Raw genomic sequence first — 23,863 nt, 5'->3', positions numbered from 1 at the left:
TGCTATTTATTGAATAGTAAACTGCTGATTGGCTCGAACGTTTCCAATCCATAGCTTTTGATTTCACCGTTTGCTACCGTGTACAGCTCTTCACCAATATAGAGAATTCGCTGAGTGGCGGTGTTCCAATTCTCATACTGCTCGTCTGATTCTTTAACCAGGCTGGCAGCTTGTGAAATCCCGTCTGGTGTAATGGTATAAATCAGCGCGCCTTCGCCTTTAAATTCCACATACTCACCCGTGGTTTCTTCATATAACGCAGCTGGAAATCCAAACAGATTTCTTTCCTGATGCGTAAACAAAGCTTTGTGATCATATTGAAGTGCAGAATAGGTTCCTGGTCCGCCTATAATCTCGGTGTCTTTTTCCACCGGAGCAGTAAAGTCACTGACATCAAACAAAGAAATCTTCATGCCGCCTGTGACTACACGAGGCTCTCCATTCTTTACAGGCACCAGCTTGGTGTCATAGCCAAAGCCGATCAAATGATTGTCATCTAATGGGTGCAAATAATTTGAAAAACCTGGGATTTTCAGTTCTCCGAGCACTTGCGGAGAAGAAGGTGCCGAAACATCGATGACGAAAAGCGGATCCGTTTCTTTAAATGTCACCATATAAGCCTTGTCTTTCATAAAGCGTGCCGAATAAATACGCTCTCCAGGAGCCAGATCTTCCACTGATCCTACTTGCTTCATTTGCCCATCGAGAATAAACAGATGATTTTTCGACGGTGAATTTAAATCCCATGTAATTCCTTCTGTCGTCACCGCCCGGAAATAACCATTGTACTCATCCATTGAAAACTGGTTGAGCAAAGAGCCCGTTATTTCAGTGGAAGCCAGGAATTCAACAACTGTACCGTTCAAACCAAATTTGAAAATCTCAGTGTTGGCCTGTTCGGGAATCCAAATTGCCGTTTCGCTTCCGCTGCGCATTTCATCATCATCTAAAGGAACGTATGCAGGGGCAGTCAAATAAAGATAATCTTCATTCATGTAAAGCTGCTCACTGCCTCCTAAAAATCCTTTTGTCGAAATTTCATTGGTTTCAGGCACCGTTAAATCAACAGACGTGATGACGCTGTAACTGCCTTCCATAGTACCCGGCAACACTGCGATGCTGTCATACGGCAGTGGCTGAAGATCACCGCCATCATTTGAATCATACTGATGCGGACGCAGTTCAGGCTCGTCCTGCTTTTCCAAAATCCAATAATCCGGATAAACATTCGTGACAAAGTAAAGGATATTGTTGGTCAGCCTTGCGCTGTTTAAATTTCCTTCCGCTCCAAATTCACGGATCAGCTCAGGAGATGCCGGATCACTGACATCGTATAAGTAAACAGAAGTTATGCCCAAATGCGGCCGTTGGCTGTTCGGCAGTTGAAAATTCTCAATCGGCATGGCAGAAATACGACTGCCCATGACGACAAGCGTCTCTCCCGATAAGAACAGTTGCTGTGGATACGTCTCTTCTGTGAAAGGCAGCTCCGCTGCGACGACCATTTCCTGTGGATTTCGCACATCCGAAATCACAACACGCGACTCACTGATGGAATAGATATAAGAACCATCCGTTTTCACCAAATCGGCTTCATCCACACCTTCTACTTGGTTGTTCGTAGTTGAGTGGCTGCCATCCGTTCCTGACTCTCCACCAGCTGCAGAGTCAGCGGATTCTGCTGTTTCCTCCCCATTTTCTGCAACAACCCCGCCGTACCGTTGATTATTCTGCTGCATTTCCAATAATTGCGCAAAATAACTACGCAGCTCTTCTTCATTAGCCAGATTCTCCAATTGTTCCTGAACAACAAACGAAATTTCCGGATTCACAAAACTTTTTACGAAATTGTTTTTCAATGCTGCTCTTTTAACATGCAATTGATATTCACCCGGAGGTATCGCCGGGACTTCGAGTGTCTTACCATTTTTGTGAATGAACATTTCAACCTCAACACGTTCTCCTTGGGCATCTGTAATGTATATATCTCCCTTATCGATGGCTTCTTGCTGGAGCGATGAAGAGAAATTGGCTTTCCATCCCTGTTCTGCTAATGCGACAGGGGTAGCGCTTACCGACACTTTGTCATCGAAAAAAACAAACACCAGACCAATCGCTGCAGCCGCAATAGCCGCAATGATCCAGAACTTTTTCTTCTTCATGACGCTTCACGCCCTTTCAGATAGTCCTTTCCCCATTAGACAGTGAAGTACTGGAAAAGTTACACATTTCAACTGAAATTTTTCAAAGCGGCTCGAAAAACTGCTTTGAAGATTTCCGGTGATTCAATTGTACTTCCGCCTCCTTGGGCAAATTGTGCATTCCCCCCGCCCTTGCCTTTGGTCAATGCCAAAAGCTGCTGCAGTACTTCTTTCATATCTCCGGGTGCTTGCTCCCCTTTCGCACAGACAAAGCGAACCTCGCTCTCCGAATTGCTAATGAACAAAACTGTTGCCGAAGGGTGCTTGCCGATCACGAGGCGGGCAAGCTGCTGCAGCTCTTTGACCGGACGCCCTTCAAAGACTTTTTCTAAAATATCTTTATCTGGCAGCATTGCTTCTGCTTCCAAATTCAACAGCTGATCCTGAAGATTTTTTATCGTTTTATCAGCTGCCGCTTTGTCAGACAGCAAGGCTTTTGCCGCTTCCGGCAATTCAGCAGCCGGTGCATTCAGTTGAGCGACCAATTTATCAGTGGTCTTCATAAGAAAGTCAAAATACTGAAGAGCACGGTTGCCGCACAAAAAATAAACCCGCATTCCGCCTTTGGCTTTTTCTGTAGAAATGATTTTCAACAGGCCGATATCTCCCGTATTTTTCGGATGTGTTCCTCCACAGGCGTTCATATCGACGCCCTCTATTTCAACCAAGCGAATATTTTCTTCCACTGCTGGCGGCTTTCTCAGCTTCAGTTCTTTTGCTTCCGCTGAAGTGACCCACTGCGTGGAAATCTTTATACCCTGACGGATAAGCTGATTGGCCTTTTTTTCAATGTCCTTAAGCTGTTCCTTAGTAGCCGTATCTAAATCCAGATCGATGGACACCCGTTCTTTGCCCAAATGAAAACTTTGTGTCTTCAAGCCATATATATCTTCAAACAAAGCACTCAATAGATGCTGTCCTGCATGCTGCTGCATATGATCCCATCTTCTCTGCCAATCTACTTTGGCGGAGAAATTTTCTTTCGGCAACTTAATATCTGTATAATGCCTGATTTCACCTCTAACCTTCTGAACATCCACTACTTGGGCGGAGCCGATTTCTCCGATATCGGCTGGCTGTCCTCCGCCTTCTGGATAAAAGCAGGTTTGATCTAAAATGGCATAATAGCCGGTTTCATCTTTCCCATTGTCGATTACCTGTACGCCTGCTTCGGCAATTTCTGAATCTCTATAGTATAATTGCACTGTCATATCGCCACCTCATTTTCTATAATTGTTTTTTCTGGCTCACTTGTTTAGGGAATCTGTCTTAGTGGAATTATATAAGCAAATAGATTACAGGAGGGCACACTAATGCCTAAGTTCAATCGTTCCGTATTATTGTATAACGGCAATGCAGGAGCGTCTACGATAGACTCCGTGCTGAGATTGGCCGTTCCTCACTTGGCTGGGGCATCCAAATCGCTCGAGCTGATTCAGACCGAATCTCCCGAAGAATTCGAAAATGCTTGTCAGACTGCTGCAACCCACGCAGATATTTTGTTTATTGCCGGAGGCGATGGAACTGTCCATTCTGCTGTCCGGGCATTATCCAGTCTTCCTGCACCACCTCCAATGGCTATCATTCCGAGTGGCACCTGCAATGATTTTGCCCGCACCCTGAATATTCCATTGGATTTGAATTTAGCGGCTTCAGAATTGGTCAATGGGGAAATAAACAAAATTGATATAGGCAAAATCAATGGCGGGTCTTTCCTCAACTTTGCAGGAATCGGTTTGATCACTGATGCTTCATCTAATATCGATCCTCATTTAAAAGAGCGTTACGGTAAAATTAGTTATTTTATGAGCGCTCTGCAATCGATGCGGCAGGCAACGCCGTTTTCGGTTCATTTAAAGATTGATGGAATCACCTATGCTGAGGAAGGCGTGCTGGTGCTTGTGATGAACGGCAAGTCAATTGGCACACACAACTTTCCAATGGCCACAATTGATCCCGCAGACGGCCTTCTGGACCTTTTTGTCATCCAAACTTCTTCTTTGGCGGCTTTGCGTGAATGGTTTTCCCTGGCCCAACCTGAAGTTGTGACAGAAGAACTCGAACACATAGCACATTACCAAGGCCAATCCATTTCAATACGTACTGAAGAAGAGCTGGATGTCGATACCGATGGGGAAATTTATTTGAAAACGCCTTTAGACATCGAAATTCAGCCAGGCAGCCTAAAAATGCTCGTACCTAAAAAAACGGAAGAATTGATTTGAACCACAAAAAAGGATGGTCCTGTTGGAACCACCCTTTTTTTCTTTCTAATGAAAAGTCCGTCTTTAATAGGCGTTTAAAATCAGCTAATTTTGAAACGCCGAGCGATGGACAGTTTCTTTAATGCCAACACCGCGCTTTGCCATCTCTGCTATATATTCATCTCCTGGAACAATCATTTCCGGAGGATAGGCACCTCGTCTATCAATTATGCCCTTGCCGATCATCTGTGCCACAACTGAAATGGTATAAGCGGTTGCACGGGCCATTGCGGTAACCCCCGTTTCAGCATCTTTGACCGTCACCATATTATACTCATAGCTGATTTCTTCGTTTTCTTTCACACCTGATACCAGCACCCGCAAAACTACGGCATCCTGCTTGTCTCCAAGTTCTGTTATCGGTTCGAGTACAGCTTTTAAGACGGAGCGCAGCTTTACTTTATAGCCTTCCACTTCCACAGTTTTCTCCCGGTCCGTAAAACCCAGATCAACCAGAAGCTTGAACTTCTCAGCATGGCCTTTATAGCGCAATGTCTTATACTCCAATGAATTGACGTCGCTGAAGGTGTCGGTCAAGGTTGATGTGCCTCCTGAAGTATGGAAAGCTTCCAACTCCCCAAACCCTTCAAATTCAATATGTTCAATTTCGGATAGGGATTCAACCTCCAGTAATTCTCCCCCACGGATGACAAGTGATTTGTCTGTGTAATGATCAAAGACTCCTTCAAGCGAAAAGACATGATTGTATTCGAGCGGAGGTTCCGGATGCACGGGAATTCCGCCGACGAAAAGACGGATATCCGATACTTGGTCCAGTTTACTCGCTCCATAGCCCGCTAGAATATTGATCATTCCGGGAGCGACGCCCAAGTCTGGAATCAGTGTAATGCCCTTTTGCTGGGCTTTCTCATGCAGATTTAACACTGCGTTCGTCGCTCCTCCGATATGCCCTCCCAAATCAACGGAATGAACGCCGTATTTAAGCGCAGTAGCAGCGACTTTTTCATTGAAGGTATAAAACAGCGCATTGATCACGACATCACCTTTTGAAATAGCAGCCGCCAGGGCCTCGTCATCGCTGGCATCCAATTTCACTATTTCCAGCTTGCTGCTGTTCAGCTGTTTGCTGAAAAACTCTGCCTGAACAATATTGCGGTCTGCTAAAAATACACGTTCCACCGCTTCGTCGGCAACCAGGTCACGAGCCGCCTGCTTGCCCATCAATCCGGCTCCTAATACGACGACTTTCATTTCCTTCATCCCCTTTCCTCATCAAACTTCATTATCGATCTGTGCACGCTGCAATTTTCCGCTGTAATCGACATAGACACTTTTCCACTCGGTAAAAACGTCCAATGCCGCGACACCGGAATCCCGATGTCCATTGCCTGTCCCTTTTGTCCCACCGAAGGGCAGATGGATTTCCGCTCCTGTCGTTCCGGCATTAATATAGACGATTCCGGTATCCAGATCACGTTGTGCTTTAAATGCCCGATTGACGTCCCCGGTATAAATTGAACTGGACAAGCCATAAATCACTCCATTGTTCACTTCAATCGCTTCTTCAAAACTTGTTACTTCGATTATTGATACGACAGGACCAAATATTTCTTCCTGCGCAATACGCATATCCGCCGTCACATCTGTAAACAATGTCGGAGCGTAATAGTTCCCTTTATCATAGATGCCGCCTGTCAGAACTTCCCCGCCTACCAGCAGAGTGGCTCCTTCCTGTTGGCCAATCTCGATATAAGAATGGATTTTTTCAAGTGCTTTTTTGTTGATGACCGGCCCTACTTTGATGGACTCATCCATTCCGTCCCCAATGGTTAACTTTTCCATCTTCGACAATAGGCGCTTCTGCAAATCCTCTTTGACATCTTTCTGGACAATCACCCGGCTGCATGCTGTGCAGCGCTGACCTGCGGTGCCGAATGCACTCCACAATATCCCTTCTACGGCCAGGTCTAAATCTGCGTCATCCATAACGATGACAGCATTTTTTCCACCCATTTCTAATGACACCTTTTTCAGGTTGCGTCCTCCTGCTTCCGCTACTTTGCGGCCGGTCTCTGTTGAACCGGTAAAGGAAATAACACGAACTCCATCATGTTCAATGAGCGCTGTTCCGACATCTGAACCGGATCCGAAGACAATATTTGCTACACCTTCAGGAAGCCCAACCTCTTCGAAAATTTTTGCCATTTCATAAGCCATCATAGGCGTTTCAGTTGCCGGCTTCCAGATAAAGGTATTGCCGGCCACTATTGCCGGGAAGGACTTCCAGGTCGCAATCGCTACAGGAAAGTTCCACGGAGTAATTAGCCCAACTACGCCAATCGGCGATCGTATGCTCATGGCAAATTTGTCAGCCAGTTCTGACGGTGTCGTTTCACCAAATAACCGTCTTCCTTCACCAGCCATATAATAAGCCATATCGATTCCTTCCTGGACTTCACCACGGCCTTCTTCGATGACCTTCCCCATTTCTTTCGTCAACACTTGAGCGAGCTGCTCTTTGCGCGCTTTCATTAACCGGCCGATTTCATACAAATAATCCGCACGTTTGGGTGCCGGTACTTTCGCCCATTTTTTTTGCGCTGCCTGTGCTGCTTTTACAGCTAGGTCAACATCTTGTGCGGTAGACATACGGACTTGAGCCAATTCTTCTCCGTTCGCTGGATTCAAGACAGGTCTAAATTCTGCCTGCTCTGTCTGCTGCCATTTGCCATTAACAAAATTAGTTAATCTCATTGCAACTACCCCTTCCACAACCAATATTGATAGCGCTTTCATCCTTATTATTCCATAGATATCCAGTAAATCCTAGGAGATATCTGAAATATCTGTTTTTATTTAAGGCAAATAAAAATGTGTTTACAACTTATTCAAGTGCCGGTTCACGGATACAGCCCCTATAAGCAAAGTTTTAGTAGATATTCATCGTTTTAAGACAGAAATAATACATTTTTACTTCTTTTTCTTCAAACTATTGACACTGACGGTGCGTTATAGTGTATTTTAGAGATAGAGGTGATTAGATTGTACAAAGTACAAGAAGTAGCAAAAATAGCGGGCGTCAGTGTACGGACACTCCATCACTACGACAGCATCGGGTTATTGAAACCGTCAAATATCGGAACTAACCGTTACCGCTACTACAATGGGGAAGATTTAAAATTACTCCAACAGATTTTATTCTTGAAAGAGCTGGATTTTTCACTCAAGAAAATTCAAGAGCTTGTGGCCGATGGCTTTGACCGGGAATATGCACTTGCACAGCATATCGAATTGCTTGAACAGAAAAAACAGCGTATTGAAAACTTAATTCAGAATGCCCAACTGACACAGCAGGAATTACAGGGACTGGAGAGCCTGACGGATAAAGAACGTTTTTCGGCTTTCTCCAGCCAAAAACAGGAAGACTTAATCAAGAAATATCAAAAGCCTGACGTGGATGGTCCTGTCTTGGAGCAGATTGAGCCACCGATGGAAGTCTATCAAGCAGTGCCTAGTTACGACAAGGGGGATTCTGCCGTTGCCGTTGCAGTCGCTCCAGTTGAAACAGCTTTATCTGAAGAATTTGTAGAAACATACAGCGAACCGGTCCAAGCTCAAAAAGAAGAAGAAGATCTTGATGAAATCAACCGTGAAGGGGACCGCATCTATAACACGGTCGCTAATTTGATGCATCTGCCTCCACAGACGGATGCTGTCCAAGAGGAGATGAAGGCTTACTACACGCTTTTGAACCGCTTCTATGACTGTTCACCGAAAATGTTCCGCGGTCTCGGCGACTTGTACGCATCGGACAGCCGTTTCGCGAATAATATTGATCAGCATGGACAAGGTTTGGCTAAATATTTAAAAGAAGCGATGTATGTCTATGCTGAAGGCTTACAAGATGCGTGAACTCATCGGACCTTGCAGCAATTGCGGCAAAGACATCTATTGCCGTGATGGTTTTCTCGATGGCGTCTATGTGGACGGGGAACTGGTCTGCTTTGAGTGCGAAGAACAACAAGAAGAGCTGGCGCAAAAGTAAAATCTTTTGCGCTTTTCTTTTTCTAAAAAATATAGAGTTATCATATTATTGACTATATAATTAGCCCATCAACTATGACAATGAACAGGAAACGAGTGATAACTGCATGCCTTTGCAACAAAGGATTTTTTTTTACGGGGCTCTATTCGTGGCTTTTATTATGATATCGGCTGGATTATCATTTTATTTTACGATTTCAGAAGCCGTTGAAGAACAAGTAGGAAAACGCGCTTTAAATATTGCTGTCACTACTGCCGATCGTCCCGATATACTGCAGGGCTTTGCTGCTGAGGATCCACACGCAGCACTTCAGCCGATTGCTGATGAAATTCAACTGCAAACAGGAGCTGAATATGTCGTAATCGGCAATGCGGAAGGCATTCGCTATACTCACCCTATAGAAGACCGCATCGGCCAGAAAATGGTAGGCGATGATAACGAACGGGCGGTTTTAAAAGGTGAATCCTATATTTCGGAAGCTGTCGGTTCGCTGGGTCCTGCGCTGCGAGGAAAAGCGCCAATTGTGGATGAGCAAAATAATACAATCGGCGTTATTTCAGTCGGCTTTTTGAAAACAGATATGACGTTTATTTTCATGCAATATGCAGACTCGATCATTGCAATCGTGTTAATTGCGATTGTCATTGGCGGAATTGCTTCAATGATCCTTTCCAAAAATATTAAAAAAACATTATTCGGTTTAGAACCTGCTGAAATAGCCAGTTTGTTTATAGAAAGAAACACCTTGATCGAATCGGTAAGAGAAGGCATCATCATGGTCAACAAAAGCGGTGAAATTACTATGGCCAATGCGGCAGCCTACGAAGTATTTTCATTGCCTAAAGGCAACAACCTGGTTGGCAAACTTATCGATGAAGTGCTGCCCAATACATTGCTTCCCCAAGTAATGGTCACAGGCGAACAGCAATTCGACCGCCCCATGACAATCCGCGGCAAAAAAACAATAGTCAATCGCATTCCGATTGTTATCAATAATGAAATTGCGGGGGCAGTTTCCAGCTTCCGACTGCAGTCAGACTTGGATGGCTTGCGTAACGAGCTGACCCAAATCAGGCAATATGCAGATTTACTACGTTCGCAGACCCATGAAAATCATAACTTCCTCTACACGATTTCCGGACTGATTCAATTAAATTCACTCGATGAAGCAATGGAACTGATCCATACTGAAACGAAAGAACAGCAGTCACTTGTTCAATTCGTTGCCACTAGACTGCAAGATCCACTGCTTGGCGGCATCGTCATCGGCCTTTTTAACCGAGCACGGGAATTAAAAGTAAAGTTTCTTCTTGATGAGGAGAGTTACTTAGAAAAACTGCCTTCTTACCTTGAAAAAAGTTTATTTATATCCATTATCGGCAACTTAGTAACGAATGCTTTTGAGGCAGTTGAACACCTTCCAGAGCATGAACGTTTGGTTAGGCTCCTATTTGTTGATACTGGCTATGAAATCTTGATTGAAGTCGAAGATACTGGAAAAGGAGTAGATTCTGCAATCCTTTCCACTGTTTTTAAAGAGCGTATTTCCACCAAAAACGGCGATGATCGCGGGTATGGCTTAGTAAAAGTTCGAGAGAATGTTCACGATTTACAAGGAGAAATAACTATGGAAAACGGCGATTTGGGTGGAGCTTTGTTTATTGTTTCTATAGCGACTGGAGGAAATGATTATGATTGAAATCTTGATTATTGAAGATGATAAACGAGTTGCGGATATTCATAAACGATTTATCGAAAAAATCGAAGGTTTTCAAGTGGTGGGGGCCGCCCATAACGGAGCAGAAGCAAAAGACTGGATTCAGCTGTTAAAACCGCAGCTGATTTTACTGGACGTCTTTCTTCCAGATATGAAAGGTACTGACCTTTTGCCTTATATCAAGCTTGAAAGTCCTGAATCCGACATCATTTTTATTACCGCCGCTTCTGAAACTGCTGTTGTCAAAAAAGCCTTCAGAGCGGGGGTTTCTGACTACATGTTGAAGCCCTTAACTTTTGACCGTTTTAAAAGCAGCCTTCTCGCCTATCAATTAAAAAGAGTTTACCTTGAAAAATCAGGATCTTTGAATGAGCAGTCCATTGAGCAATTGTGGAATAAAAGTCATGAAGCAGTTACAGATCAACTGAATACACCAAAAGGGATTGACCGAAGCACGATGATTAAAATAAAAGAAAAACTGAATGATTCATTGACTGGCATTACTGCTGAAGAAATGGGAATTGCTTGCGGAATGAGCCGGTCAACTGCCCGACGTTACTTGGAACACCTGACTGCAGACCAAATGGCACGCGTAGAATTGCTGTATGGCACAATTGGCCGACCTGAAAGACGCTACTTCCCAAGCCCATGAGTTTTATGAACAGTATTAACATTATGTGCATTATCCACCTTATGACTATAAACATTGGATTTAGCACCTATTCTGATAAGTTTAAGACAGCGCTGAAAGCGCTGTCTTTTTACTATCATAAAAGGGGATGAATTGTATGTTTAAAAAATGGATTTCTGTTTCTCTTGCCGGGATTTTAGCGATGGGTCTTGCTGCTTGTTCTTCTGAAGAAAGTTCGCAAGCTGGTGAAACTGCCGCAGCGGATTACCCTGAACGCGGATTAACCATCGTAGCACCTTCTGGAGCTGGAGGCGGATGGGATTTAACGGCACGGGCAATTGCAAAAACGATGAATAATACAGGATTGATCGAAGAACCGATTATGGTCGAAAACAAACCTGGCGGTGGCGGAGCTGTTTATATGGCGGAATACGCAACAAAAGAAGTCGATAATGACCACATGCTCCTAGTAAAGTCTCCACCAATTCTCATCAACAACAATAAAGCTGAAGGAAACAGCCCATTTGGCTATAAAGACACCACCCCACTTGCACAATTGACACGCGATTACGGCGCGATTGTTGTTCGTGCAGATTCTGAATTTCAGACCTTGACTGATGTGCTTGATGCTGTAAAAGCGGATCCTACAGCCGTCACATTTGCCGGCGGTTCTGCTCCCGGTTCAATGGATCACCTGGTGGGTATTTTACCGGCATTTGAATACGGCATCGACCCAAAATCAGTAAAGTACGTTTCTTATGACGGCGGAGGGGAAGCTGTTGCTGCATTGCTTGGAGACAACGCGGATGTCATTGCAACAGATGCCTCTACAATTGGGGAATACATGAAATCCGGCGATGTTCGCGTATTGGCAGTGAGCGCTCCTGAACGCTTAGAAGGCGAGCTTAGCGAAATCCCGACGTTCAAAGAAGAAGGCATCGATACTGAATTCACTATCTGGCGGGGCATTTTTGGCCCTAAGAACATGTCAGACACTGCTTACAACTACTGGTCAGAAAAGCTGGAAGAACTGTCTAACAGTGAGGAATGGAAGCAAGAGCTTGAACGGAATGGTTGGCAAAGTGAATATAAAAACGGCGAAGACTTTGAAGAATATTTGAAAAATCAGGAACAACTGATTGTTGAACTGTTGACAGCACTTGACATGCAAAAATAATTAGAAAAACGGCTTCGGCCGTTTTCTAATTTAAAAGGAGTGAAAGACTATGAGTAAAACCTTTGATCGATCAGCCGGCATTATTTTTTTACTGATTGGCCTTTTATTTGTCATAGAGAGCCAGCGAATATCCGAAAGTTCTTATGGTTCAGAAGTTGGTCCGGACATTTTTCCGATTGGGTTAGGCTCTATATTGATTCTCTTAAGCGCTCGACTCTTATACGAAACTTTTCGTTATGAAGCCGGTACAAAAAATGAAGGTCCGGTTAAATACAAAAAGTTCTTCATCATTTTCTCTAGCGCTGTTTTGTATGCAGCCCTCTTAGAGCCGCTTGGCTATGTTATTACTACATTCTTGTTTTTGGTCATCGCATTTCAAACGATGGAAAGCGGAAAATGGCTTCAAACATTGGTCATTGCCACTGCATTTTCATTCGGTGTCTATTATCTTTTTGCCGAGTTTCTCGGCGGTTCACTCCCGGGATTCCCAGAATTTTAAAACGAAAGGCGGATGGCCATGAGTACATTACAATTTTTAATGGATGGGTTCAGCATCGCATTCCAGTGGCAAAACATTCTTTTTGCCTTCGTAGGCGTGCTTATTGGAACGGCGGTCGGCGTATTGCCGGGCATCGGGCCGATGAGCGGTGTTGCTCTCCTTATTCCCGTAACAGCAACCATCACTTCAGGCATGCCGACAGAAGCTGCAGCTGCAAGTTCCATCATCTTGTTGGCTGGCGTCTACTATGGCGCTATGTATGGCGGCTCAACTACCTCTATCCTGTTGAACACACCCGGAGAATCGTCTTCCGTTGTGACAACCCTTGATGGCTACCAGATGGCGCGTCAGGGACGAGCCGGAGCGGCTTTATCGATTGCCGCAATCGGTTCATTTGCCGCGGGGATCGTATCTTTGATCGGTCTCGTATTATTGGCAGAACCGCTGTCCAATGTGGCACTTCAGTTCGGTCCAGCCGAATACTTCTCGCTTATGCTGCTCGGTCTTGCTGCCGTAAGCGGATTAGCCGGGAAGTCCATGACTAAGGCATTGATGATGACCGTGTTCGGGTTGATGCTTGGAACAATCGGCATTGATGCTGTTTCCGGAATTGCGCGATTTACTTACGACCTGCCAATTCTGTATTCCGGTCTTGAATTTTTGACAATCGCAGTCGGACTGTTTGCATTGGGGGAGGTTTTCAAAACCATTTTAGAACGTGAACACGAAGATGGGACTATTGCCAAGATCGGCCGGATCCTCCCTACCAGACAAGACTTGAAAGAAAGTGCTAAACCGATCATGCGGGGTTCTCTTCTTGGATTTTTTATTGGCGTACTTCCAGGCGCTGGCGCTACTCTTGCCTCTTTCTTCTCGTATATTGCTGAAAAAAAATTCAGCAAAACACCTGAAAAATTCGGAACAGGCGCAATTGCCGGGGTTGCAGGTCCAGAATCAGCCAATAATGCTGCATCAGGCGGCGCTATGATTCCCCTTCTGACATTGGGAATTCCTGGTTCTGGGACTACTGCAATCTTAATGGGCGCACTTATTATGTACAATATTCAACCTGGCCCATTATTGTTTGATGATCACCCAGAAGTGGCATGGGGCCTTATCGCCAGTATGTTTGTCGGGAACTTGATGCTGTTGATCTTGAACATGCCGCTTGTCAAAGTATTCGCCAAAATTATTGAAACACCCAAAAAATATTTACTGCCGATCATTATCGCGATTTCTTTCTTTGGCGTATATGCGGTCCAATACACCACATTCGATCTTTTACTTTTGCTTGCTTGCGGAATTTTAGGCTACTTGCTGGTTAAGAATGATTTTCCTGTGGCGCCTCTCGTTTTGGCTCTAGTGCTGGGACCAATGATTGAAAATAATCTTCGCAGAGCTTTGACTATTTCAAATGGCGAGTTTATGATTTTCTTCACTAAGCCCTTGTCTTTAATTCTGCTTATTGTGGCTGCCGCTTGGCTGCTGATTCCATTGATGCTTAAATTGAAAGGCCGCACGATTGTGTTGAATGAAGAAGATTAATAGTTAGTAGCTTTTAGCCAATATAAAAACGCCTCCTAGAAAATGGAGGCGTTTTTGCATTAGCTGGTTGTGGTTTCCTTCAATGCATCCAAACGCGCCTGTACCTGTTCCCCGGTCAAGCCGTGTTCAAAAGCATAGCGGTTGCGCGGATGCTCTCGGCATTCATCTGAACATGAACGCATGTATTTATGTTCATTTTCCTCAGAAGCCAAAATCTTCGCATTGCAATCCGGGTTTGCGCAGTTTACGTAGCGTTCGCAAGGCTCGCCTGTAAAATGATCTTTTCCAACAATCGTGTGTTCCAGTTGGTTTACCGGCACAGCGATACGCTCATCAAACACGTATAATTGTCCGTCCCAAAGATCCCCTTTTACTTCAGGGTCTTTGCCGTACGTAACGATGCCGCCGTGTAACTGGGCAACGTCCTCGAAGCCTTCTTTTTTCAGCCAGCCCGAGAATTTTTCGCAGCGAATGCCGCCTGTGCAATACGTCAAAATTTTCTTGCCTTCAAATTGTTCTTTATTGTCACGGATCCATTCCGGCAGATCCCGGAAGTTTTCGATATCCGGACGGACCGAGTTGCGGAAATGGCCAAGATCGTATTCGTAATCATTGCGGGCATCCAAAACGATGGTATCCTGTTCTTGCATTTGCTTATAGAATTCAACTGGCTCCAAATAAGTACCCGTCAGTTCGTTCGGGTTGATGTCTTCTTCCAGTCCAAGATGAACGATTTCTTTTTTCGCTCGGACGTGCATTTTTTTAAACGCATGTCCTTCAGCAGCATCGATTTTAAAAACGATATCTGAGAAGCGCGTGTCGTTTTTTAACAGTTCCATATAAGCTTCCGTCTGTTCAATTGTTCCTGAACATGTGCCATTGATGCCTTCTTCAGAAACGAGAATACGGCCTTTCAACTCAAGCTCTTTGCATGCTGCCAAATGTTCAGCCGCAAACGCCTCAGGATTTTCAATTGGTGTATATAAGTAGTAAAGCAGAACGTTGTGTGTATGATTTTGCATGAATCATACCTCCTATTTCTTCAATTTGTTCTCGTACCAAAAAGGCAGTAAAAACCTCAATCATTTTACAATAAATAACGGCAAACTTCAACTTTTGCCGAATCAGAAAAGCAGGACCGCTGCGAGCAGCCTTTTGCAAATATTGAATTTTTCTGCAAGCCCATCTTATGTATTGCATCTATCCGTTTCTGAGTTTCAAAAAAAGACAGCTGCATGGCAGCTGCCTTTCTTAATACTTTTGATCAGCAGACCCTATTTTTCACTGATCGATTTTCCAGGCAGGCCTGAATCGCTTCGGCATTTAATGCCATCATTTCCAACCGGGTCTGAACCGTTGCACTGCCAATATGCGGCAATACTGTCACATTCGGCAGCGTCAGCAACGGATGGTCCAACGGCACCGGTTCCTGCTCGAATACATCAAGGCCTGCTCCCCAGATTTTTTTCGCCTTCAGCGCTTCGTATAAAGCCATCTCATCGACGATTCCGCCTCTGGCTACATTAATCAGACAGGCCGTCTCTTTCATCAATGCCAATTCATCTGCACCAATCATCCCTTTGGTTTCCGGAGTCAGCGGTGTCATGATCACTACATAATCCGAGACCTTCAATAATTCCTCAAACTCGGCATAGCGAACATCCTCCAGGCTTCTGCGTGTCCGGTTGTGGTATAAGATATCCATACCAAAGCCCTTGGCACGCTGAGCCACCGCTTCACCGATTCGGCCCATCCCGATAATTCCAAGCATAGCGCCCCCTACGTTCTGTCCAGTCATTCCCATCGGCGTCCATGATTTCCATTCGCCGGAGCGTACTGTTTTTTCCGCTTCAATGATTCGGCGGGCTGTTGCCAGCAATAAAGCAAATGTCAGATCAGCAGTGGATTCAGTCAAAACGTCTGGTGTATTGGTAATCGTCACTCCATGCTTCCTCGCTGCCTCCAAGTCGATGTTGTTATAGCCGACTGCCAGATTGCTGACAATCTTCAGGTTAGGTGCCGTTTCGAACACTTCACTGTCCACCTGATCAGACAACATCGTCCAAAGGGCGTGTGCCTCTTTCGCTTCTTCGAGTAATTTCTCGCGCGGTGCATGGGTCTCTTCTTCCGGCCACATCCGGACTTCATACTGTTCTACCAATCCGGCTACTGCTTGATCCGGTAACTTTTGCGTGATAAATACGATTGGCTTCATTAGAATCCTCCATCCTTTATCTTGCTTTAATGAACAGTATGACCCCGCTATTAGAAAACGGAAAATCCACTGACCACAAAAGTCCGATTAGATCGACTTTCAATTAGCGAAGGACTACAGACTCTTCGCTAATTGAAGCTCTCCTTTATTATTCCATAATTATAACAATTAAAAAAACTGCGGGCAATTGCCAGCAGTTTCCTGTTAGTTCCGTGCTCGGATTTTTTTGATGTAATACCAGACAGCGGCAATGACCGCAATCCCGATTAAAGCATAAACCACATTGGAATACAGCTCCAATTGGCGCATGATCTGTTCTCGGTTATCGCCCACCGCTTCACCTACAAATACCAACACCGTATTCCAAAGAAGTGTGCCAATGGTGGTGAAAGTAATGAACAGCCAGAACCTCATATTCGACATGCCAGCCGGAATAGAGATCAAGCTGCGAACCACCGGAATCAGCCGGCCAAAAAACACCGTCCAGATTCCGAAACGATCGAACCAGGCATCTGCTTTATGTATATCTTCCCTTTTCACACGCAGCCAATTGCCGTACTTGTCTACTATTTTTTCCAGCCGCTCCACATCCAGCAGCAACCCGACACCATATAACAAGACCGCCCCAATAACCGAACCGGCAGTCGATGCCAAAATCACGCCTGGTATAGTCATTGCAGTAGTCGTTGTCATAAAGCCGCCGACCGTCAAAATTACTTCAGATGGAATGGGAGGGAAAATATTCTCTAACATAATAAGCAAAAAGATACCGAAATAACCGTAATCCGACATGACCGACGTAATCCATTCTTCCATTTAAACACTCCTCTTAAGAAGTTGGGCGGAAATTCATCGTTACCGACCATAATTCTGAGCGGCTTCCGATACGCAAAGGAGGTCCCCAGAATCCGAATCCTGAAGATACCAAAAAATGTGTCTTCTCTATTAACCGGTATCCGTAATCCAGTTCAAAAATCCTCTTCGTTAATAAATGATTGGGCCACATCTGGCCTTTATGGGTGTGTCCTGACATATGAAAATCTGCCCCTAATTGAGACGGTGCTTTCAAGTCGGACGGCGTATGGTCCATAACAATCCAGGGCAGGCTTCCTTTATCTGGCTTGAGCTGAGACAATGGATGCCGTTTGCCGTTTGTCCGGTCTTCACGCCCCGTCAAATAAAAACGATTTGCCACCAGAATAGTTTCATCTCTCAGGATATTCACTCCCGATTTTTCCATGATCCGAACCAATAACGGAATTTTCTTGCCATAATACTCATGATTCCCTAACACGCCGTAAACCCCAAGGGAAGGATTCAATTGTTCCATCACCTCTGACATGCCATATCGCGCATACCAGATTGGATCATCATCCACCAGGTCTCCTGCTAAAAATACGACATCTGGATTGAGCGAATTGGCCTTTTCAACAAAACGTTTCAAATGTCTTTTCCCCGATAAAACACCTAAATGAAAATCAGAACCGACCACCATATGAAGAGGCTCTTTCTCTTCTCCATCCACCGTAATCTCTAAAGTTCGGACGACCGGACTGTAGGCTAAATAAGTGCCAGCAATGAAGATCAGCAGTAAAATAACCGCTGTTACTGAACCGATTATAAACACATCATTGGTGAAGTTCACCAATAGCACAATCACATTTGCGGCAGGAATCAGAAGAATTGCATACTGCAGAAAAGCAAACCAATAAGAACCGAGAATCGTAAAGCCAAGCCATTTATGGCCGAGCCTCCCAATGATATAGCTATAAGCAAAAATCACCCAAAAAATCGCGAAAATCCAAGGATTCATTCCATCTGTGAAACTATCTAGCCAAGTATAGACAGCCCAGCCAAGATACCCGATAATCCCTGTATATATAAATAAAGCACCACCGATGCCAGTCAGTATTTTCATAAAAAACGCCTCTTTCTTCTTTATAAGATGGACCGTATGTAATAAGTTCATTATTTTCAATGTGGCAAAAAACATTATAGCATTTTAGCTGTCACTATTTCGCAGAAGAACTCCTGAACTAACCCATCTCCAAAAGTTTAGATGTTTCTACGCCTCAGGACCTAGTAAAAGATGCAGTCAGAGACCGTATTGAAAAATGTGCCGGCTTAGTATGATTAGGTTAGAAATTGAGAGGAGGAAAAAAGATGAACAAATTTTGGTTAATCACCCTCGGCATCATTGCCGGAATCGTCGCCCTTTCCAATCTGGGACCCATCATTGGATTGGCAGTATCCCTGCTAGTCGTATACGCAGGGGTGCATTACTACTTAAGAAGCATCTCGACATTGGCAAAAGTTTGGTGGGCATTTGTCGGAGTCCTTGGGGGACTCGCAGCCATCTCGAATGTGCCGGCTTTGATCGGCGTTGCCGCTCTTGCTGCTTTGTGGATGATCTATCGCCAATGGAATGGCCAAAGCGTTTCTGTAGCAGCTGTAAAAGAAAGCGATCCATTTACGAACTTTGAACAGCAATGGAACAAATTAAACAAATAAGGAGGAAATGACTATGACAACTTTATGGGACCGTTTCAAATTTGCCGTCGCAACCGATTTGGATGCCGTCGTTGCAAAAAAAGAGGAAAAAAATCCACTCGCATTATTGAACCGCTACATCACAGAAGCAGAAAACCAAACAACCGCTACAGGAAAATGGGTTGAGCGCCAGTCTCAACTGAATGGTAAACTGGAGAAAGAATTGGCTGAGGCTTCCGCTATGCTCGACAAACGCCAAAACCAATTGGAATTGGCAGAGACTTCAGGCGAAGCCGATCTTGCGGACTTTGCCGCAATGGAAGTGCAGGCTTATAGTGACCGCGTCAAAACGCTGCAGAGTAACCTGGATGAAAACATTGCTGAACTCACGGGTCTGGAACATCGCTACGAAGAAATGAAGCATAAAGTAAAAGATATGAAAGTAAAGCAGCTGCAATTGATGGGCAAAGAAAACGCGACTCGCGCACATCACCAGATGGACAAGGTGCTGAGCCCTGAACTCGTCGCTGAACGGATCGGTTCATTTGACGATATGGCTTCCTATATCACAACATTGGGTGCTAAAGTTGAAGAGCGGCATGAGCGGTCGGCAATGGAACGCCGGCTGGAATCTTTAGAAAAAAATAACGCAAATCAAAAAGAAATTGTTTAAACTGGAATGAGAAGAAGTTTTCTTCTTCTCATTTTTTTCCGATACAAAGAAGGAGGCAAAAACCATGCAGCACTTTACAACCAACAGACAAGCATTTTTTCTGCTGAGCGCTTTATTATTGATATTTGTGGAAGCTGCCTTTTTCGGAAACGGCAGTGTGTTTTTGATCCTTCTTGGTATCGGAACGATTTACTATGCATTTAAAAATAAAAGCAAATACCGGAGATCTTATTTCTGGACTGGCGTCTTTTTGATCGGTGTCTCCATTCTGTCTATGTGGAGTCTGAGGCTGATGGTTTTCGGCCTTGCCCTCTACCTCCTGCTGCGTTTATGGAAAGGGGCAGAATGGGTGCAGACTGCTCCTTTATACGCTCCTGTAGATAAAGGACTGATCCAGAACAAAGTGATGGCCGCACAAAGTACACCAATCGAATCCTATGAATGGAAGGACGTTCACGTGCAAGGGTTTATCGGCGACCTCCTGATAGATACCACCCACACTGTTTTACCGAAAAAAACTTCACTGATTTCCATTCGGCAGGGCTTTGGCAAAGTTCAGGTTGTGGTGCCATACGAAGTTCCCGTACGCGTCTTCTATTCGACGCTTTTAGGAGAAGCCCGTTTTTTCAATGGGGACAGCCAACGCATTCTTAATGGCACTATTCACGCTGAAGACGGTTATCCTTCGGACGAAGGCAATAAAGCCGAATTGATTGTGTCCATTACCACCTGGATGGGAGATGTCGAGGTGATCCGCAGATGAGACAAATTCTGCCGCGCAGCCTGTTTTTCATTCTGCTTTTCGCCTTGATCGTGTTCAGTATTCTTTTTGCGCTGCTCGGCTTGCCGACAGTCAACAGCTGGTCCGTCCTGTGGGAAGATTTTATCGCCGGCCTGCCTTTGGGCATATGGCTCGTTGTCCTAATGCTCACTTTGTCCGTCGGCATTTCATGGTGGACCGAATCCTTGTCACGTTCAAAAGTACAGGAAATCGAAGAGATTTTCCAGGCGCTTCTGCGAAATGAAGACAATACAGTCGTTCAGGCTGCTCAAATGAAGACCCTGCCTCGTAATTTATCCAGCTCCATTTTAAAATTGCAGAAACTTTTGGAATCACAGCGAAAAAGCTTAACCCGCATTTCCAACGAACGGGCAGAAACACAGGATCAGATCATCCAGGAACGCCTGATCATGGAACGCCAGCGGCTGGCCCGGGAATTGCATGATTCCGTGTCTCAGCAATTATTCGCCGCTTCAATGCTGCTATCTTCCATGACTGAAAATGGAAATGTGCAGCCAGGACTGCTGCAGACTGAAAAGATGGTGCAGCAGGCACAACTGGAAATGCGGGCATTGCTGCTGCATTTGCGCCCTGCTGCCTTGCATGACAAGAGCTTGCGCCAAGGTCTGTTTGAATTGGTCAGCGAGTTGAAAGAAAAAGTTTATTTTACAATCGAACATAAGTTGGAGGAAGTGCCTTTGCAAAAAGGAGCAGAAGACCATTTGTTCCGCATCGCCCAGGAAACTTTATCGAATACGCTGCGCCACTCAAAAGCGACCGAGGTTCATATCCTGTTTATTGAGCGTGACAATTTTGCAATTTTGCGCATTCAAGATAACGGCGTCGGTTTTGAAAGTGAGCAATCCAAATCGACTTCCTACGGTTTAAAACATATTGAAGAACGCGCCATTGAAATTGGCGCAACCAGCAAAATCGTTTCCGTGCCTTCAGAAGGCACCATTGTGGAAGTAAAAGTTCCGATCGAAAGGAAGATAACCCATGATTCGAATCTTATTAGTGGATGACCATGAAATGGTGCGCATTGGCGTCTCAGCCTATCTTCAATCCCAAAAAGATATGGAGGTTGCCGGTGAAGCCGCAAATGGTCAGGAGGCCGTCCAAATGGCTTTGGAACTTCGTCCAGATTTGATCTTAATGGATATGGTGATGCCTGTCATGAATGGGGCAGAAGCGACAAAAGCTATCATTGACCAATGGCCGGAAGCCAAAATTATGATTGTCACCAGCTTTCTCGATGATGACAAAGTTTATCCCGCTCTTCAGGCGGGAGCTGTCAGTTACATATTGAAGACTTCGAAAGCTTCACGGATTGCCGACTCCATTCGTGAAACCATGAATGGCACGCCCGTTCTTGAACCTGAAGTAATGAGCAAAATGATGAAACAGATGCGCCACGAGCGAGTTCTTCATGACGATTTGACCGAACGTGAAATGGAAATCCTGCTGCTGCTGGCCTGCGGTTTGACCAATCAGGAAATCGCCGACCGGTTGTTCATCGCTTTGAAGACAGTCAAGACGCATGTCAGCAATATTCTGGCGAAGCTGGAAGTCCATGACCGGACACAGGCGGTCATCTATGCATTTCAACATAAACTGATCTCCCCACCTAAATGAACGCACAAAAAATGCTGGACAGCTCTTATGCTGCCCAGCATTTTTACTTAAGAAAGCATTAATTTTTCAGCTCTTCATTTAGTGTCCAGACTCCAGCGCCCAGCTCTTTGGGTCATAAGCCAACCCCTGTTCAGTTGCAGTGCCTAGCTCTTCGGGATGTAAGCCACTCTGACTGTGTGGCTGAGAACATGCCACTTCGCCAGATCGTCTTACACCTGTCAGAGCTGGACAGGCCCTTCCACTTTTCGCGCTATGCGGCAAAGAGCGCCGCTTCGCTGGTCTGTCTTATGCCCGGCAGAGCTACCCGGGCGCTTCCGCTTTTCTTGTTGTCCAGACTCCAGCGCCCAGCTCTTTGGGTCATAAGCCAACCCAACTATGCGGCAAAGAGCGCCGCTTCGCTGGTCTGTCTTATGCCCGGCAGAGCTACCCGGGCGCTTCCGCTTTTCTTGTTACGCATTTAGTTTCCGCAGTTCTACGCGGCGAATTTTGCCTGACGCAGTCTTTGGCAATTCGTCCAAGAACTCGATGACGCGTGGATACTTGTATGGAGCAGTAATTCCTTTAACATGATCCTGCAGCTGCTTCACCAAAGATTCTTTGTCAGCAAACCCATCTGGATTGCGGAGCACGACATAGGCTTTAACAATATTGCCGCGAATTTCATCCGGAGCGGCTACGACAGCACATTCCTGTATCGCTTCGTGCTTCATCAGTGCATCCTCGACTTCGAACGGCCCTATCGTATAGCCTGAACTGATGATGATGTCATCACTTCGTCCTTCAAACCAGAAATAACCTTCTTCATCACGCGTTGCCTGGTCGCCTGTCAGATACCAATCACCCCGAAACGCCGCTTTCGTCCGTTCTGGGTCTCGGTAATATTCCCTGAACAATGCCGGACACTCGCGGTGTACAGCAATATCCCCCACTTCCCCGACAGCTGCCGGTTTTCCTTCATCGTTGATAATATCAACCGGGTTGCCTGGCGTCGGTTTGCCCATCGAGCCAGCTTTCACTTCCATGTCTTGAAGAATCCCAACGAGCAAGGTATTTTCAGTTTGACCATAGCCATCCCGGACATTGATGTTAAATGCCTGCTGGAATGCTTCAATTACCTGCCGATTTAAGGGTTCTCCTGCAGAGACTGCGGATCTTAAAGACGGCAGTTTATAGGAAGCCAGATTTTCCACTTTCGCCATGATCCGGTATTCAGTCGGCGTACAGCAGAGGACACTGATATTTTCATCCTTCAATAAGTCTAAATATTTCAAAGCGTCAAACGGCCCATTGTAAACAAAGGCTGTCGCTCCAAGCGTAATTGTCGAGAGAAACGGGCTCCAGATCCATTTTTGCCAGCCGGGAGCCGCGGTTGCCCACACCATATCGCCGCTTTGGACACCCAGCCATTTCGTCGCTGCTGTCCGAACGTGCGCATAGCCCCACCCATGGACATGCACTACTCCTTTTGGATTGCCGGTAGTCCCCGATGTATAGGAAAGAAAAGCCATATCTTCACGATGGGTCGGCACCGCTTCAAATTCTGGCGCCTCTTTTTCTGCCAGCTCTTCGAAAGACTGCCAGCCTTCTTCTGTTCCACCAATGATCAACTTATTTTTCAATGCATCCAAGTCTTCATCGATGGAATTGGTTTCTGCTGTGGTTTTGTAATGGGCTACAATTCCTTTAGCGCCTGAATGATGCATCCGGTAAACCAAATCCTTTTTCCGTAGCATCTCGGAACATGGAATGGCGACGATTCCTGCACGCAGACAAGCCAAGTAAGTAATATAAGCTTCCGGAATCCGAGGAAGAATGATCAGCATCCGATCACCTTTTTCAATCCCTAATTTCAGCAAGGCTTGAGCGTACTGATTCATTTTTCCTACCAGCTCTTTATACGACATATCTTCCCGGTTGCCTTCGCTGTCCAGCCAGCGAATCGCCAGTCGGTCGCTTTCTTCTTTATATTTTTCCAGCTCCGAAGTGATATTGTACTGTTCGGGTGCAATTAAATCTTTAAATTCCATGA

The 23,863-nt window shown here is 45.3% G+C and carries 22 protein-coding genes; 13 read left to right on the top strand and 9 right to left on the bottom strand.

Annotation, left to right across the window (positions count from 1 at the left end; translation table 11 throughout):
• Positions 1-2 precede the first annotated feature (2 nt).
• Entirely contained in the window at positions 3-2,162 is a 2,160-nt protein-coding gene (locus FQV26_RS03415) for a beta-propeller domain-containing protein (protein ID WP_146555965.1), read from the bottom strand.
• Between the two features lie 68 nt (positions 2,163-2,230).
• A complete protein-coding gene (locus FQV26_RS03410; RefSeq protein ID WP_146555964.1) occupies positions 2,231-3,412 on the bottom strand; it encodes an alanyl-tRNA editing protein in 1,182 nt (393 codons plus the stop codon).
• Positions 3,413-3,514: 102 nt separating this feature from the next.
• Between FQV26_RS03410 and FQV26_RS03405 the strand changes: the two genes are divergently transcribed.
• Positions 3,515-4,426 carry a diacylglycerol/lipid kinase family protein gene (locus tag FQV26_RS03405; protein ID WP_146555963.1) on the top strand — a complete coding sequence of 304 codons (912 nt, stop codon included), beginning with the start codon at positions 3,515-3,517 and terminating at the stop codon, positions 4,424-4,426.
• A gap of 84 nt (positions 4,427-4,510) precedes the next feature.
• On the opposite strand, the gene FQV26_RS03400 is transcribed toward FQV26_RS03405, so the two are convergent.
• Together FQV26_RS03400 and FQV26_RS03395 are read right to left on the bottom strand one after the other, a co-directional pair.
• Positions 4,511-5,677: a saccharopine dehydrogenase family protein gene (locus FQV26_RS03400; protein ID WP_146557754.1), complete on the bottom strand. Its 1,167-nt coding sequence runs from the start codon at positions 5,675-5,677 to the stop codon at positions 4,511-4,513.
• Positions 5,678-5,698: 21 nt separating this feature from the next.
• A complete protein-coding gene (locus FQV26_RS03395) occupies positions 5,699-7,180 on the bottom strand; it encodes an aldehyde dehydrogenase family protein (RefSeq protein WP_146555962.1) in 1,482 nt (493 codons plus the stop codon).
• Positions 7,181-7,468: 288 nt separating this feature from the next.
• Between FQV26_RS03395 and FQV26_RS03390 the strand changes: the two genes are divergently transcribed.
• The 7 genes from FQV26_RS03390 (at position 7,469) to FQV26_RS03365 (ending at position 14,040) form a co-directional block, all read left to right on the top strand.
• Positions 7,469-8,338: a MerR family transcriptional regulator gene (locus FQV26_RS03390; RefSeq protein ID WP_146555961.1), complete on the top strand. Its 870-nt coding sequence runs from the start codon at positions 7,469-7,471 to the stop codon at positions 8,336-8,338.
• The gene (locus FQV26_RS18675; protein ID WP_186759607.1) at positions 8,331-8,471 is read left to right on the top strand and encodes a hypothetical protein; all 141 of its coding nucleotides are present in this window, start codon (positions 8,331-8,333) and stop codon (positions 8,469-8,471) included. The genes FQV26_RS03390 and FQV26_RS18675 overlap by 8 nt, the downstream gene beginning before the upstream one ends.
• Positions 8,472-8,619: 148 nt before the next feature.
• On the top strand, positions 8,620-10,170 hold the full coding sequence (locus FQV26_RS03385; RefSeq protein ID WP_261384255.1) for an ATP-binding protein: 1,551 nt from the start codon (positions 8,620-8,622) through the stop codon (positions 10,168-10,170).
• Entirely contained in the window at positions 10,163-10,840 is a 678-nt protein-coding gene (locus FQV26_RS03380; protein WP_146555959.1) for a response regulator, read from the top strand. The genes FQV26_RS03385 and FQV26_RS03380 overlap by 8 nt, the downstream gene beginning before the upstream one ends.
• 136 nt (positions 10,841-10,976) lie before the next feature.
• Complete coding sequence (locus tag FQV26_RS03375; RefSeq protein WP_146555958.1) at positions 10,977-11,996, top strand: Bug family tripartite tricarboxylate transporter substrate binding protein; 1,020 nt, start codon at positions 10,977-10,979, stop codon at positions 11,994-11,996.
• A 49-nt stretch (positions 11,997-12,045) separates the two neighbouring features.
• Complete coding sequence (locus FQV26_RS03370) at positions 12,046-12,495, top strand: tripartite tricarboxylate transporter TctB family protein (RefSeq protein WP_146555957.1); 450 nt, start codon at positions 12,046-12,048, stop codon at positions 12,493-12,495.
• Between the two features lie 18 nt (positions 12,496-12,513).
• Positions 12,514-14,040, top strand: coding sequence for a tripartite tricarboxylate transporter permease (locus FQV26_RS03365; RefSeq protein WP_146555956.1), 1,527 nt, complete (start codon positions 12,514-12,516; stop codon positions 14,038-14,040).
• Positions 14,041-14,099: 59 nt separating this feature from the next.
• Here FQV26_RS03365 and trhO read toward each other — a convergent pair whose 3' ends face one another.
• The 4 genes from trhO to FQV26_RS03345 all read right to left on the bottom strand — a co-directional run bounded on the left by trhO (position 14,100) and on the right by FQV26_RS03345 (position 18,173).
• The gene (gene trhO / locus FQV26_RS03360; RefSeq protein ID WP_146555955.1) at positions 14,100-15,062 is read right to left on the bottom strand and encodes an oxygen-dependent tRNA uridine(34) hydroxylase TrhO; all 963 of its coding nucleotides are present in this window, start codon (positions 15,060-15,062) and stop codon (positions 14,100-14,102) included.
• A gap of 242 nt (positions 15,063-15,304) precedes the next feature.
• On the bottom strand, positions 15,305-16,255 hold the full coding sequence (locus FQV26_RS03355) for a 2-hydroxyacid dehydrogenase (RefSeq protein WP_146555954.1): 951 nt from the start codon (positions 16,253-16,255) through the stop codon (positions 15,305-15,307).
• Between the two features lie 204 nt (positions 16,256-16,459).
• Positions 16,460-17,071: a DedA family protein gene (locus FQV26_RS03350; RefSeq protein WP_146555953.1), complete on the bottom strand. Its 612-nt coding sequence runs from the start codon at positions 17,069-17,071 to the stop codon at positions 16,460-16,462.
• Positions 17,072-17,084: 13 nt separating this feature from the next.
• Complete coding sequence (locus FQV26_RS03345; protein ID WP_146555952.1) at positions 17,085-18,173, bottom strand: metallophosphoesterase; 1,089 nt, start codon at positions 18,171-18,173, stop codon at positions 17,085-17,087.
• Positions 18,174-18,418: 245 nt separating this feature from the next.
• On the opposite strand from FQV26_RS03345, the gene FQV26_RS03340 reads away from it, so the two are divergent.
• The 5 genes from FQV26_RS03340 to FQV26_RS03320 all read left to right on the top strand — a co-directional run bounded on the left by FQV26_RS03340 (position 18,419) and on the right by FQV26_RS03320 (position 21,834).
• Positions 18,419-18,766: a lmo0954 family membrane protein gene (locus FQV26_RS03340; RefSeq protein ID WP_146555951.1), complete on the top strand. Its 348-nt coding sequence runs from the start codon at positions 18,419-18,421 to the stop codon at positions 18,764-18,766.
• Between the two features lie 13 nt (positions 18,767-18,779).
• Complete coding sequence (locus tag FQV26_RS03335; protein ID WP_146555950.1) at positions 18,780-19,418, top strand: PspA/IM30 family protein; 639 nt, start codon at positions 18,780-18,782, stop codon at positions 19,416-19,418.
• Between the two features lie 64 nt (positions 19,419-19,482).
• Entirely contained in the window at positions 19,483-20,181 is a 699-nt protein-coding gene (gene liaF, locus FQV26_RS03330) for a cell wall-active antibiotics response protein LiaF (protein WP_146555949.1), read from the top strand.
• Positions 20,178-21,224: a sensor histidine kinase gene (locus FQV26_RS03325; RefSeq protein WP_146555948.1), complete on the top strand. Its 1,047-nt coding sequence runs from the start codon at positions 20,178-20,180 to the stop codon at positions 21,222-21,224. The genes liaF and FQV26_RS03325 overlap by 4 nt, the downstream gene beginning before the upstream one ends.
• Positions 21,199-21,834, top strand: coding sequence for a response regulator transcription factor (locus FQV26_RS03320; RefSeq protein ID WP_146555947.1), 636 nt, complete (start codon positions 21,199-21,201; stop codon positions 21,832-21,834). The genes FQV26_RS03325 and FQV26_RS03320 overlap by 26 nt, the downstream gene beginning before the upstream one ends.
• A gap of 449 nt (positions 21,835-22,283) precedes the next feature.
• Here FQV26_RS03320 and mbcS read toward each other — a convergent pair whose 3' ends face one another.
• A complete protein-coding gene (mbcS, locus tag FQV26_RS03315) occupies positions 22,284-23,861 on the bottom strand; it encodes an acyl-CoA synthetase MbcS (protein ID WP_146555946.1) in 1,578 nt (525 codons plus the stop codon).
• Positions 23,862-23,863 lie beyond the last annotated feature (2 nt).

Origin of the sequence: Planococcus sp. CPCC 101016 (genome assembly GCF_007859295.1) — a bacterium.
Lineage (GTDB): Bacteria > Bacillota > Bacilli > Bacillales_A > Planococcaceae > Planococcus.
The sequence above is the reverse complement of the archived record's forward strand: the minus strand, read 5'-3'. Positions and strand labels throughout refer to the sequence as shown.